At 52.9% G+C, this 12,156-nt stretch carries 14 protein-coding genes and 1 tRNA gene; all 15 read left to right on the top strand.

Annotated features, from left to right (window positions below):
- Window positions 1-190: 2-oxo acid dehydrogenase subunit E2 (locus DEO48_RS21970; protein ID WP_181367041.1), on the top strand; the 190-nt coding region annotated here is incomplete at its 5' end.
- A gap of 83 nt (window positions 191-273) precedes the next feature.
- Window positions 274-1,440: an ADP-forming succinate--CoA ligase subunit beta gene (gene sucC / locus DEO48_RS21975; RefSeq protein ID WP_023310791.1), complete on the top strand. Its 1,167-nt coding sequence runs from the start codon at window positions 274-276 to the stop codon at window positions 1,438-1,440.
- Window positions 1,440-2,309, top strand: a complete 870-nt coding sequence (gene sucD, locus DEO48_RS21980; RefSeq protein ID WP_008501094.1) for a succinate--CoA ligase subunit alpha — start codon at window positions 1,440-1,442, stop codon at window positions 2,307-2,309. The genes sucC and sucD overlap by 1 nt, the downstream gene beginning before the upstream one ends.
- 732 nt (window positions 2,310-3,041) lie before the next feature.
- Entirely contained in the window at window positions 3,042-4,610 is a 1,569-nt protein-coding gene (cydA, locus tag DEO48_RS21985) for a cytochrome ubiquinol oxidase subunit I (RefSeq protein WP_023310795.1), read from the top strand.
- Window positions 4,611-4,625: 15 nt separating this feature from the next.
- The gene (cydB, locus tag DEO48_RS21990) at window positions 4,626-5,765 is read left to right on the top strand and encodes a cytochrome d ubiquinol oxidase subunit II (RefSeq protein WP_032638926.1); all 1,140 of its coding nucleotides are present in this window, start codon (window positions 4,626-4,628) and stop codon (window positions 5,763-5,765) included.
- 14 nt (window positions 5,766-5,779) lie between these two features.
- The gene (gene cydX, locus DEO48_RS21995; protein WP_003858598.1) at window positions 5,780-5,893 is read left to right on the top strand and encodes a cytochrome bd-I oxidase subunit CydX; all 114 of its coding nucleotides are present in this window, start codon (window positions 5,780-5,782) and stop codon (window positions 5,891-5,893) included.
- The gene (gene ybgE / locus DEO48_RS22000) at window positions 5,893-6,180 is read left to right on the top strand and encodes a cyd operon protein YbgE (RefSeq protein ID WP_109846276.1); all 288 of its coding nucleotides are present in this window, start codon (window positions 5,893-5,895) and stop codon (window positions 6,178-6,180) included. Before cydX ends, ybgE begins: the two co-directional genes overlap by 1 nt.
- Before the next feature lie 148 nt (window positions 6,181-6,328).
- On the top strand, window positions 6,329-6,733 hold the full coding sequence (gene ybgC, locus DEO48_RS22005; RefSeq protein WP_003858593.1) for a tol-pal system-associated acyl-CoA thioesterase: 405 nt from the start codon (window positions 6,329-6,331) through the stop codon (window positions 6,731-6,733).
- A complete protein-coding gene (gene tolQ / locus DEO48_RS22010) occupies window positions 6,730-7,422 on the top strand; it encodes a Tol-Pal system protein TolQ (protein ID WP_008501101.1) in 693 nt (230 codons plus the stop codon). Before ybgC ends, tolQ begins: the two co-directional genes overlap by 4 nt.
- 3 nt (window positions 7,423-7,425) lie before the next feature.
- Window positions 7,426-7,854: a colicin uptake protein TolR gene (gene tolR / locus DEO48_RS22015; protein WP_003858589.1), complete on the top strand. Its 429-nt coding sequence runs from the start codon at window positions 7,426-7,428 to the stop codon at window positions 7,852-7,854.
- A gap of 28 nt (window positions 7,855-7,882) precedes the next feature.
- A complete protein-coding gene (tolA, locus tag DEO48_RS22020) occupies window positions 7,883-9,133 on the top strand; it encodes a cell envelope integrity protein TolA (protein ID WP_109846277.1) in 1,251 nt (416 codons plus the stop codon).
- Between the two features lie 134 nt (window positions 9,134-9,267).
- Complete coding sequence (gene tolB, locus DEO48_RS22025; RefSeq protein WP_008501103.1) at window positions 9,268-10,560, top strand: Tol-Pal system beta propeller repeat protein TolB; 1,293 nt, start codon at window positions 9,268-9,270, stop codon at window positions 10,558-10,560.
- A 35-nt stretch (window positions 10,561-10,595) separates the two neighbouring features.
- Window positions 10,596-11,117, top strand: coding sequence for a peptidoglycan-associated lipoprotein Pal (gene pal, locus DEO48_RS22030; protein ID WP_003858578.1), 522 nt, complete (start codon window positions 10,596-10,598; stop codon window positions 11,115-11,117).
- Window positions 11,118-11,126: 9 nt separating this feature from the next.
- Window positions 11,127-11,921: a cell division protein CpoB gene (gene cpoB / locus DEO48_RS22035; RefSeq protein ID WP_109846278.1), complete on the top strand. Its 795-nt coding sequence runs from the start codon at window positions 11,127-11,129 to the stop codon at window positions 11,919-11,921.
- Window positions 11,922-12,082: 161 nt separating this feature from the next.
- Window positions 12,083-12,155 (top strand) — tRNA-Lys (locus DEO48_RS22040).
- Window position 12,156: the final 1 nt, after the last annotated feature.

The following is a 12,156-nucleotide window of genomic DNA, read 5'->3' on the forward strand; positions in this document are numbered from 1 at the left end:
CGCGATCCTGGGTATGCATGCTATTAAAGATCGCCCGATGGCGGTAGACGGTAAAGTTGAGATCCTGCCAATGATGTACCTGGCGCTCTCTTACGATCACCGCCTGATCGACGGCCGCGAGTCCGTGGGCTTCCTGGTCGCGATTAAAGAGCTGCTGGAAGATCCAACCCGTCTGCTGCTGGACGTCTAGTTTTGCAGTCTTGCCCGGCGGCGTATGGCTGCCGGGCCAATAAAAGCACGACCTAACGATTACCTGAAGGATGGATAGAACACATGAACTTACATGAATATCAGGCCAAACAGCTGTTTGCCCGGTATGGCTTACCGGCTCCGGTGGGTTATGCCTGTACTACCCCGCGTGAAGCAGAAGAAGCCGCATCTAAAATCGGTTCCGGCCCTTGGGTAGTTAAGTGTCAGGTTCACGCTGGTGGCCGTGGTAAAGCGGGCGGTGTGAAGGTTGTTAAGAGCAAAGAAGAGATTCGTGCGTTTGCTGAACATTGGCTCGGCAAGCGTCTGGTAACGTACCAGACAGATGCGAACGGCCAGCCGGTTAACCAGATCCTGGTTGAAGCGGCGACCGACATCGCAAAAGAACTGTACCTGGGCGCGGTTGTTGACCGTAGCTCCCGTCGCGTGGTGTTCATGGCGTCTACCGAAGGCGGCGTGGAAATCGAAAAAGTGGCGGAAGAAACCCCGCACCTGATCCACAAAGTGGCAATCGATCCGCTGGCAGGTCCGATGCCTTATCAGGGGCGCGAGCTGGCGTTCAAACTGGGCCTGGAAGGCAAGCTGGTTCAGCAGTTCACCAAGATCTTCATGGGTCTGGCGAACATCTTCCTGGAGCGCGACCTGGCGCTGATCGAGATCAACCCGCTGGTGATCACCACTCAGGGCGACCTGATCTGCCTCGATGGCAAGCTGGGCGCTGACGGTAACGCGCTGTTCCGCCAGTCCGATCTGCGCGAAATGCGCGACCAGTCTCAGGAAGATCCGCGTGAAGCACAGGCTGCACAGTGGGAGCTGAACTACGTAGCGCTGGACGGCAACATCGGCTGTATGGTTAACGGTGCGGGCCTGGCAATGGGCACCATGGACATCGTTAAGCTGCACGGCGGTGAGCCAGCAAACTTCCTCGACGTAGGCGGTGGCGCAACCAAAGAGCGCGTAACCGAAGCGTTCAAAATCATCCTCTCTGACGACAACGTGAAGGCCGTTCTGGTTAACATCTTCGGCGGCATCGTTCGTTGCGACCTGATCGCCGACGGTATCATCGGTGCGGTAGAAGAAGTGGGTGTTAACGTTCCGGTTGTTGTGCGTCTGGAAGGTAACAACGCTGAACTCGGCGCGAAAAAACTGGCTGACAGCGGCCTGAATATTATTGCAGCGAAAAGTCTGACGGATGCAGCTCAGCAGGTTGTTGCCGCAGTGGAGGGGAAATAATGTCAGTTTTAATTAATAAAGATACCAAGGTTATCTGCCAGGGCTTCACCGGTAGCCAGGGGACTTTCCACTCCGAACAGGCGATTGCCTACGGCACGCAGATGGTTGGCGGCGTAACGCCAGGTAAAGGCGGCACCACCCACCTGGGCCTGCCGGTGTTCAACACCGTGCGTGAAGCCGTAGAAGCGACGGGCGCAACCGCGACCGTGATCTACGTTCCGGCTCCGTTCTGCAAAGACTCCATTCTGGAAGCGATCGACGCAGGCATCAAACTGATCATCACTATTACTGAAGGCATCCCGACGCTGGATATGCTGACCGTGAAGGTGAAGCTGGATGAAGCAGGCGTGCGCATGATCGGCCCGAACTGCCCTGGCGTTATCACCCCGGGCGAGTGCAAAATCGGCATCATGCCGGGCCACATTCACAAGCCGGGTAAAGTGGGCATCGTGTCCCGTTCCGGTACGCTGACCTATGAAGCGGTTAAGCAGACCACCGATTACGGCTTCGGCCAGTCCACCTGCGTGGGCATCGGCGGTGACCCGATCCCGGGCTCTAACTTCATCGACATCCTGAAGCTGTTCCAGGAAGATCCACAGACCGAAGCGATCGTGATGATCGGTGAGATCGGCGGTAGCGCGGAAGAAGAAGCCGCTGCTTACATCAAAGAACACGTGACCAAGCCAGTTGTCGGTTACATCGCGGGTGTGACCGCGCCGAAAGGCAAGCGTATGGGTCACGCGGGCGCGATCATCGCCGGTGGTAAGGGTACGGCTGATGAGAAATTCGCAGCGCTGGAAGCCGCAGGCGTGAAAACCGTTCGCAGCCTGGCGGATATCGGCGAAGCACTGAAATCCATCATTAAGTAAGTCCTCTCTGCTTCCCGAAAGGGGAGCGTTGAAGTATAAAAATGTCCGTTTCGACATGGTTGGCCGCTGTAAAGCGGCCTTTTTTATTGCCTGCCGGGCGACATGCAATAGTCACAATTGGGTGTTAATTAGAGAGGGGGATAAAAGTAAAATAATTGTTATTTATTTACCTTAAAGAGAGCGGATGGAAAAAAACGAAAAACGCACTAGAATTTATGTCCTGAATAAATTAGGCAGTCGGGCTTCTGAGTTAATAAAAATCACTTCTGTTTATATTCATCAATCGAGTTGATAACCTTAATTGTATTTTATATACATATCTTTAACATGGTTTTTACTATGTTCACCGCATCAAAACACATTTAACACAACGGATTGTTTTTGATTTAAATCAATGTTTAATCCTTGGAAAAACCCATCAAAAGGCTGTAAATTGTCCCCGATCAAAATGGCCGAAAAGTGGTAATTTTGCTATAAATTGATCGCCGTCGAAAAACGTAAATGTGATTCAATAAAAACCTGTTTATTGTAAGGGTTTTGCAGCGTATTATATTTGCGGGATCAATTTGAGTTTTTTATTAACGTATTTGTAACCTCACGTCATCGTTTTTATCCTCCTTCAGGGTAATAACGACGACAAGGATGCGAATAATTTGTATTGGGGCATGCGTGTGGATCTCTCTCTGACGGGGTTCACTCTCGGAGTCTTCATGCGATGAGCAAGGAGTCATGATGTTAGATATAGTCGAACTGTCGCGCTTACAGTTTGCCTTGACCGCGATGTACCACTTCCTGTTTGTGCCACTGACGCTCGGTATGGCGTTCCTGCTGGCCATTATGGAAACGGTATACGTTCTCTCCGGCAAACAGATTTATAAAGATATGACCAAGTTCTGGGGCAAGTTGTTTGGTATCAACTTCGCGCTGGGCGTGGCAACCGGTTTGACCATGGAGTTCCAGTTCGGGACTAACTGGTCTTACTATTCCCACTATGTAGGGGATATCTTCGGTGCGCCGCTGGCCATTGAAGGTCTGATGGCATTCTTCCTCGAATCCACCTTTGTAGGTCTGTTCTTCTTCGGCTGGGATCGTCTGGGTAAAGTCCAGCATATGGCGGTGACCTGGCTGGTGGCATTAGGTTCGAACCTGTCCGCGCTGTGGATCCTGGTGGCGAACGGCTGGATGCAGAACCCTATCGCGTCTGATTTCAACTTCGAAACCATGCGTATGGAGATGGTCAGCTTTGCCGAGCTGGTCCTGAACCCGGTTGCGCAGGTTAAATTCGTTCACACCGTCGCTTCTGGCTACGTGTGCGGCGCGATGTTTGTACTGGGCATCAGCTCTTACTACATGCTGCGCGGTCGTGACTTCGCGTTTGCTAAGCGCTCCTTTGCTATCGCTGCAAGCTTCGGTATGGCTGCAATCCTCTCTGTTATCGTTCTGGGTGATGAATCCGGTTACGAAATGGGTGACGTGCAGAAAACCAAACTGGCTGCCATCGAAGCCGAATGGGAAACCCAACCGGCGCCTGCTGCCTTTACGCTGTTCGGCATTCCCGATCAGGACGCGCAGGAAAACCGCTTCGCCATTCAGATCCCTTACGCGCTGGGTATCATCGCCACCCGTTCTGTTGATAAGCAGGTGACCGGTCTGAAAGAGCTGATGGTTCAGCACGAAGAGCGTATCCGTAACGGTATGAAAGCCTACTCGCTGCTGGAACAGCTGCGTGCCGGTTCTACTGACCAGGCCGTTCGCGACCAGTTCAACAACGTGAAGAAAGATCTGGGTTACGGTCTGCTGCTGAAGCGTTATACCCCGAACGTTTCTGATGCGACAGAAGCGCAGATCCAGATGGCAACCAAAGACTCGATTCCACGCGTTGCGCCACTGTACTTTGCATTCCGTATCATGGTGGGCTGCGGCATCATCATGCTGCTGATCATTGCGGCGTCCTTCTGGTCCGTGATTCGCAACCGCATCGGCGAGAAAAAATGGCTGCTGCGCACCGCGCTGTACGGTATTCCACTGCCGTGGATCGCTATCGAATCCGGCTGGTTTGTTGCGGAGTACGGCCGTCAGCCATGGGCGATTGGTGAGGTACTGCCAACGGCGGTAGCGAACTCGTCCCTGACAGCGGGCGACCTGATCTTCTCCATGCTGCTGATCTGTGGTCTGTACACCCTGTTCCTGGTGGCTGAACTGTTCCTGATGTTCAAGTTCGCGCGCCTTGGCCCAAGCAGCCTGAAAACCGGTCGCTATCACTACGAGCAGTCCACTGCGACTACTCAGCCGGCACGCTAAGACAGGAGTCATCAAATGATCGATTATGAAGTATTGCGTTTTATCTGGTGGCTGTTGATCGGCGTTCTGCTGATCGGTTTCGCCGTCACGGATGGTTTCGACATGGGGGTGGGGATGCTCACCCGTTTCCTCGGTCGTAATGACACCGAGCGTCGAATCATGATCAACTCCATCGCCCCTCACTGGGACGGTAACCAGGTGTGGCTGATCACCGCTGGCGGCGCGCTGTTCGCTGCCTGGCCGATGGTCTACGCGGCTGCGTTCTCCGGTTTCTACGTGGCGATGATTCTGGTGCTGGCCTCTTTATTCTTCCGTCCGGTCGGTTTCGACTACCGTTCCAAGATTGAAGACACCCGCTGGCGCAACATGTGGGACTGGGGCATCTTCATCGGTAGCTTCGTTCCACCGCTGGTGATCGGCGTGGCGTTTGGTAATCTGCTTCAGGGCGTACCGTTCCACCTGGACGAATACATGCGTCTTTACTACACCGGTAACTTCTTCCAGCTGCTGAATCCGTTTGGTCTGCTGGCCGGCGTGGTGAGCGTGGCGATGATCATCACTCAGGGCGCAACCTATCTGCAGATGCGTACGGTTGGTGAACTGCACCTGCGTTCTCGCGCGACGGCTCAGGTCGCTGCGCTGGTCACGCTGGTCTGCTTTGCACTGGCCGGCGTGTGGGTGGTGTACGGCATCGATGGCTACGTGGTGACGTCTGCAATCAACCATACTGCGCCGTCTAATCCGCTGACCAAAGAAGTGGCGCGTCAGGCTGGCGCATGGCTGGTGAACTTTAACAATACCCCTGCGCTGTGGGCTATCCCGGCTCTGGGCGTGCTGTTGCCGTTGCTGACAGTACTAACGTCTCGTCTGGAGAAAGGCGCGCTGGCGTTCGTGTTCTCTTCGCTGACCCTGGCGTGCATCATCCTGACGGCGGGTATTGCGATGTTCCCATTCGTCATGCCATCCAGCACCATGCTGAATGCTAGCCTGACCATGTGGGACGCAACGTCCAGCCATATGACGCTGAACCTGATGACGTATGTTGCTTGCGTGTTCGTTCCGATTGTTCTGGCCTACACCATCTGGTGTTACTGGAAAATGTTCGGTCGTATCACTAAAGAACATATCGAAAGCAACACCCACTCTATGTACTAAGTAAGGAGCTGAATATGTGGTATTTCGCATGGATTTTAGGGACGCTTCTTGCCTGTGCATTTGGTGTCATCACTGCCCTGGCGCTTGAGCACGTCGAAGCGACCAAAGCGGGTGAAGAAAAACACTGATGAATATTATCGCGACGCTTTACGCGGTAATGGATAAGCGCCCATTACGGGCGCTTTCTTTAGTGATGGCATTACTGCTGGCAGGTTGTATATTCTGGGACCCTTCGCGCTTTGCAGCGAAAACCAGCGAGCTTGAAATCTGGCACGGCTTCCTCATTATGTGGGCGGTGTGTGCAGGTGTGATCCACGGCGTGGGCTTTCGTCCGAAAGCCATTCACTGGCAGGGAATTTTTTGCCCGCTGATTGCCGATCTGGTGCTTCTCGCCGGTTTGATTTTCTTCTTCTGAATAAGAAATGTCCGTTAACGTTATGGGCTTACCCGAGCCCATAAAAATTTACTCTCCGTTTACTTTCTCCCATTCCCAACCCTCTTTCCCGCGCGTATAGTAGCGAAGTTTAAAAGCATTAACTTTTGTTGCATTACCGGGATGTAAAGTGAATACAACGCTGTTTCGATGGCCGGTTCGTGTCTATTACGAAGATACCGATGCCGGTGGTGTGGTTTACCACGCCAGCTACGTTGCTTTTTATGAACGGGCACGCACAGAGATGCTGCGCCATCATCACTTTAGTCAACAGGTGCTGTTGGCTGAGCGAGTTGCCTTCGTGGTACGCAAGATGACGCTTGAGTATTTTGCGCCTGCCAGACTCGACGATATGCTCGAAGTCCAAACTGAAATTACATCAATGCGCGGGACCTCACTGGTTTTCACGCAGCGGATAGTCAACGCAGAGAATACCGTACTGAACTCAGCTGAAGTGCTGATTGTTTGTGTTGATCCAACCATAATGAAGCCTCGTGCGCTTCCTAAGTCTATTGTCGCGGAGTTTAAGCAGTGACTGACATGAATATCCTTGATTTGTTCCTGAAGGCAAGCCTTCTGGTTAAACTTATCATGTTGATTTTGATTGGTTTTTCAATCGCATCCTGGGCCATCATCATCCAGAGAACGCGTATCCTCAATGCCGCTGGCCGTGAAGCTGAAGCGTTTGAAGATAAGTTCTGGTCGGGTATTGAGCTTTCTCGTCTGTATCAGGAAAGCCAGGGGCGCCGTGAAAACCTGACCGGCTCCGAGCAAATTTTCTACAGCGGTTTCAAAGAGTTTGCTCGTCTGCATCGTGCAAACAATCATGCGCCGGAAGCGGTGGTGGAAGGTGCCTCGCGTGCGATGCGTATCTCTATGAACCGTGAACTGGAAAACCTTGAAACGCACATTCCTTTCCTCGGCACTGTCGGCTCCATCAGCCCGTATATCGGTCTGTTTGGTACCGTGTGGGGGATCATGCACGCCTTTATCGCGCTGGGCGCGGTGAAGCAGGCGACGTTGCAGATGGTTGCACCGGGTATCGCTGAAGCACTGATTGCGACCGCTATCGGTCTGTTTGCGGCAATTCCTGCGGTTATGGCTTACAACCGTCTGAACCAGCGTGTGAACAAACTGGAACTGAACTACGACAACTTTATGGAAGAGTTCACTGCGATTCTGCACCGTCAGGCGTTTACCAGCACCGAGAGCAACAAGGGGTAAACCATGGCCAGATCGCGTGGACGAGGTCGTCGCGAGCTCAAGTCCGAAATCAATATCGTTCCACTGCTGGACGTCCTGCTGGTACTGCTGCTGATCTTCATGGCGACAGCGCCAATCATTACCCAGAGCGTGGAAGTGGATCTGCCGGATGCGACAGAATCACAGGCGGTGAGCACCAATGACGATCCTCCGGTTATCATTGAGGTTTCCGGCGTAGGGCAATACAGCGTCGTGGTAGAGAAAGATCGTATGGATCAGCTGCCGCCTGAGCAGGTTATTGCTGAAGCGCAGCGTCGTCTGGAGTCAAATCCGAAAACGGTCTTCTTAATCGGTGGCGCGAAAGACGTACCCTACGATGAAATTATTAAAGCGCTGAACTTGCTACATAGTGCGGGTGTTAAGTCAGTTGGCTTAATGACCCAACCTATTTGATCATCCGCGTAGTTTTTGGGAACCGATAGTGTCAAAGGCAACCGAACAGAACGACAAGCTTAAGCGAGCGATAATCGTCTCCGCAGTGCTGCACGTGATTCTCTTTGCAGCGCTGATCTGGAGTTCGTTCGACGAGCATATTGATGCATCAGCCGGCGGCGGTGGAGGTTCTTCCATTGACGCCGTGATGGTGGATCCCGGTGCGGTAGTACAGAACTATAATCGCGAACAACAGCAGAAGGCGAGTGCCAAACGGGCCGAAGAGCGGCGTGAAAAACAGTCGCAACAGCAGGCGGAAGAACTGCGTGAAAAGCAGGCCGCAGAGCAGGAGCGTCTGAAGCAGCTTGAGAAAGAGCGTTTGCAGGCGCAGGAAGCTGCGAAAGAGCAGGCGGAACAGCAGAAGCAAGCCGAAGAGGCCGCGAAGAAAGCACAGGAACAGCAAAAGCAGGCGGAAGAGGCGGCAGCAAAAGCCGCAGCGGACGCGAAAGCACAGGCTGATGCCCAGGCAAAATTAGCGGCAGAAGCGGCGAAGAAAGCCGCTGCTGATGCTCAGAAGAAAGCTGAAGCGGAAGCCGCGAAGAAAGCCGCTGCCGATGCTCAGAAGAAAGCTGAAGCGGAAGCCGCGAAGAAAGCCGCCGCTGATGCTCAGAAGAAAGCCGAAGCGGAAGCCGCGAAGAAAGCCGCTCAGGAAGCAGAGAAGAAAGCTGCTGCCGAGGCTGCGAAGAAAGCGGCTGCTGAGAAGGCCGCTGCCGATAAAAAAGCTGCAGCTGAGAAGGCTGCCGCCGATAAGAAAGCTGCAGCTGAGAAGGCCGCTGCCGATAAGAAAGCTGCTGCTGATAAAGCGGCTGCCAAAAAGGCCGCTGCTGCTGAAAAAGCCGCCGCTGCCGCAGGGGTTGACGATCTGCTGGGCGATTTGAGCTCCGGTAAGAATGCACCGAAAACGGGCGGTGGGGCGAAAGGAAACAACGCAGCGCCGACGGGAAGTGGTAACACTAAGAGTAACGGTGCGACAGGGGCTGAAATCAACGGTTATGCCGCGCAGATTAAATCCGCTATTGAAAGCCGATTCTATGATGCGTCTTCCTATACCGGTAAAACGTGTACGTTGCGTATAAAACTGGCTCCGGACGGCATGCTGCTGGATATTAAGTCTGAAGGTGGCGACCCGGCTTTATGTACTGCGGCCCTGGCTGCAGCGCGTCAGGCGAAGATGCCTAAACCGCCATCTCAGGCAGTTTACGAAGTCTTTAAAAATGCGCCGTTGGACTTCAAACCTTAAGTTACATTTTCCCCGTGCAAACGGGGAAAAATAGACCAGGTTTAGTCACAGGGTTCTGGTAGTTTTGTCTATTTGAGTTTGTTAACATTCTGCTAAATTATCGTGGGTAAGGTTACCCGGATAAGGGAGATATGATGAAGCAGGCATTACGTGTAGCATTTAGTTTTTTAATGCTGTGGGCAGCAGTACTGCACGCAGAAGTACGTATCGAGATCACCCAGGGGGTGGACTCGGCACGCCCAATCGGTGTTGTTCCGTTCCAGTGGGCCGGTCCTGGCGCTGCACCTGAAGATGCCGGTGGCATCGTGGCGGCTGACCTGCGTAACAGCGGTAAATTCAACCCGTTAGATCGTTCTCGTCTGCCTCAGCAGCCGGGTAGCGCGCAGGAAGTACAGCCTGCAGCATGGTCTGCGCTGGGTATTGATGCCGTGGTTGTGGGTCAGGTTACGCCTAACCCGGACGGCTCTTACAACGTGGCCTGGCAGCTGGTGGATACCGGCGGTGCACCGGGTACCGTTCTGGCACAGAACTCTTACAAGGTCACTAAGCAGTACCTGCGCTACGCGGCACACGCTGCCAGCGATGCGGTATTTGAAAAACTGACCGGCATTAAAGGGGCGTTCCGTACCCGTATTGCTTATGTGGTACAGACCAACGGTGGTCAGTTCCCGTATGAGCTGCGCGTATCTGACTACGACGGCTACAACCAGTTCCTGGTGAAACGTTCTTCACAGCCGCTGATGTCTCCAGCCTGGTCTCCGGACGGTTCTAAACTGGCCTATGTAACCTTCGAAAGCGGCCGTTCAGCGCTGGTTATCCAGACGCTGGCAAACGGTGCTGTTCGTCAGGTGGCGTCTTTCCCACGTCACAACGGTGCACCTTCCTTCTCTCCGGACGGGTCTAAACTGGCGTTTGCGCTGTCAAAAACCGGTAGCCTGAACCTGTACGTGATGGACATTGGCTCTGGCCAGATCCGTCAGGTGACCGACGGTCGCAGCAACAACACTGAACCTTCATGGTTCCCGGACAGCCAAAACCTGGCGTTTACTTCTGACCAGGCTGGCCGTCCACAAATCTATAAAGTCAACATCAACGGCGGTGCTCCGCAGCGTATTACCTGGGAAGGTTCGCAGAACCAGAACTCAGACGTGAGCAGCGACGGTAAATTTATGGTAATGGTGAGCTCCAACGGTGGGCAGCAGCACATTGCCAAACAGGATCTGGTAGCGGGTGGCGTTCAAGTTCTGTCGTCAACGTTCCTGGATGAAACGCCAAGTCTGGCACCTAACGGCACGATGGTAATCTACAGCTCTTCTCAGGGGATGGGATCTGTGCTGAATCTGGTTTCTACAGATGGGCGTTTCAAAGCGCGTATTCCGGCAACTGATGGACAGGTAAAATCACCTGCCTGGTCGCCGTATCTGTAAATAATAATTAATTGATTACTAAAGGAATCATAGAAATGCAACTGAACAAAGTGCTGAAGGGGCTGATGATCGCTCTGCCTGTAATGGCAATCGCAGCGTGTTCTTCTAACAAGAACGCCAGCAATGACCAGAGCGGCGAAGGCATGATGGGTGCCGGCACCGGTATGGACGCGAACGGCAATGGCAACATGTCTTCTGAAGAGCAAGCGCGTCTTCAGATGCAGCAGCTGCAGCAGAACAACATCGTTTACTTCGATCTGGATAAATACGACATCCGTTCTGACTTCGCTGCGATGCTGGATGCTCACGCTAACTTCCTGCGTAGCAACCCATCTTACAAAGTCACCGTAGAAGGTCACGCGGACGAACGTGGTACTCCTGAGTACAACATCTCCCTGGGTGAGCGTCGTGCTAACGCTGTTAAAATGTACCTGCAGGGTAAAGGCGTTTCTGCTGACCAGATCTCCATCGTTTCTTACGGTAAAGAAAAACCTGCAGTACTGGGTCACGACGAAGCGGCTTACTCCAAAAACCGTCGTGCCGTACTGGTTTACTAAGAGAATTGCATGAGCAGTAACTTCAGACATCATCTATTGAGTCTGTCGTTACTGGTTGGAATAGCGGCCCCCTGGGCCGCTTTTGCTCAGGCACCAATCAGTAGTGTCGGCTCAGGCTCGGTAGAAGACCGGGTCACTCAACTCGAGCGTATTTCTAACGCTCATAGCCAGCTTTTAACCCAACTCCAGCAACAACTTTCCGATAACCAGAATGATATTGACTCTCTCCGCGGTCAGATTCAGGAAAGCCAGTATCAGCTTAACCAGGTTGTGGAACGTCAGAAGCAAATCTTGTTGCAGATAGATAGCCTGAGCAGCGGTGGTGCAGCAGCACAGCCAGCCGCAGGCGATCAGAGCGGTGCTGCGACGTCTGCGCCAGCGCCATCTGCTGATGCTTCAGCCTCAACAGGCGCGCCTGTACAGAGCGGTGACGCGAATACTGACTACAATGCGGCTATTGCCCTGGTGCAGGATCAATCTCGTCAGGATGACGCGATTGCTGCGTTTCAGAACTTTGTTAAGAAATACCCTGATTCCACTTATCAGCCAAATGCCAATTACTGGCTCGGTCAGCTGAATTACAACAAGGGTAAAAAGGACGATGCGGCGTTTTATTTTGCCTCCGTGGTAAAAAACTACCCAAAATCGCCAAAAGCGCCTGATGCGATGTACAAAGTGGGCGTCATCATGCAGGACAAAGGCGACACTGCGAAAGCCAAAGCGGTTTATCAGCAGGTGGTCTCTAAATTCCCGGGTACCGAAGGTGCTAAGCAGGCGCAAAAACGTCTGAATTCGATGGGATGATTATCGCATGACCAGAAATCGCGTTATTTCTGGTCGTGCAGCATGATTCGTAAGCAGTTAAGTGATCTTCATCGAAATTTTTGTTGCGCTGAATTCTTAAATCAGTAATATATGCCGCCGTTGCCACGGGATATCAAACAACGTGAAAACAGCGTAAAAGTGGGTCGTTAGCTCAGTTGGTAGAGCAGTTGACTTTTAATCAATTGGTCGCAGGTTCGAATCCTGCACGACCCAC

Origin of the sequence: Enterobacter sp. CGMCC 5087, from assembly GCF_003144775.1 — a bacterium.
Classification (GTDB): domain Bacteria; phylum Pseudomonadota; class Gammaproteobacteria; order Enterobacterales; family Enterobacteriaceae; genus Enterobacter; species Enterobacter cloacae_M.